The organism is Aeromonas sp. LsrichE-8G, from assembly GCF_022869435.1.
Taxonomy (GTDB): Bacteria; Pseudomonadota; Gammaproteobacteria; order Enterobacterales; family Aeromonadaceae; genus Aeromonas; species Aeromonas caviae.
Window position 1 is genome coordinate 1 of sequence record NZ_JALIHH010000293.1, and the last position, 1,039, is coordinate 1,039.

General features: G+C 68.9%; 1 protein-coding gene. It reads right to left on the bottom strand.

What is annotated here, in order from left to right; all coding sequences use genetic code 11:
• Positions 1–1,039: hypothetical protein (locus MUW49_RS21535; protein WP_244813224.1), on the bottom strand; the 1,039-nt coding region annotated here is incomplete at both ends.

Here is a 1,039-nt window from a genome sequence, read left to right on the forward strand (position 1 = left end):
AGGCGGTCGGCCTGGCCGCTCACCTTGAGGGTGTCCCCGGCCTTGGCATCGCCCGGCAGGCTCACTTCCACGTCCACCTTGCCGCTGATCTCGGTGTGGCTGATGGTGCCGTCGTTGTTCACGTCTTCGGTGATGACCACGGTCGGGGTGCCGGTCGCGGTGGTGTCGCCCATGGTGGCGCTGTCGCTGCCCGGCAGCGAGACGTTGCCCGCCGCGTCCACGATGGTGGCGGTCACGGTCAGCGTCACGCCGTCCGCCGGACGGTCAAACTCGTAACCCACCTTGCCCGCCGTGATGTCGGCATCGGTCAACAGGCGGTCGGCCTGGCCGCTCACCTTGAGGGTGTCCCCGGCCTTGGCATCGCCCGGCAGGCTCACTGCCACGTCCACCTTGCCGCTGATCTCGGTGTGGCTGATGGTGCCGTCGTTGTTCACGTCTTCGGTGATGACCACGGTCGGCGCACCGGCCGCGGTGGTGTCGCCCATGGTGGCGCTGTCGCTGCCCGGCAGCGAGACGTTGCCCGCCGCGTCCACGATGGTGGCGGTCACGGTCAGCGTCACGCCGTCCGCCGGACGGTCAAACTCGTAACCCACCTTGCCCGCCGTGATGTCGGCATCGGTCAACAGGCGGTCGGCCTGGCCGCTCACCTTGAGGGTGTCCCCGGCCTTGGCATCGCCCGGCAGGCTCACTGCCACGTCCACCTTGCCGCTGATCTCGGTGTTGCTGATGGTGCCGTCGTTGTTCACGTCTTCGGTGATGACCACGGTCGGCGCACCGGTCGCGGTGGTGTCGCCCATGGTGGCGCTGTCGCTGCCCGGCAGCGAGACGTTGCCCGCCGCGTCCACGATGGTGGCGGTCACGGTCAGCGTCACGCCGTCCGCCGGACGGTCAACCTCGTAACCCACCTTGCCCGCCGTGATGTCGGCATCGGTCAACAGGCGGTCGGCCTGGCCGCTCACCTTGAGGGTGTCCCCGGCCTTGGCATCGCCCGGCAGGCTCACTTCCACGTCCACCTTGCCGCTGATCTCGGTGTGGCTGA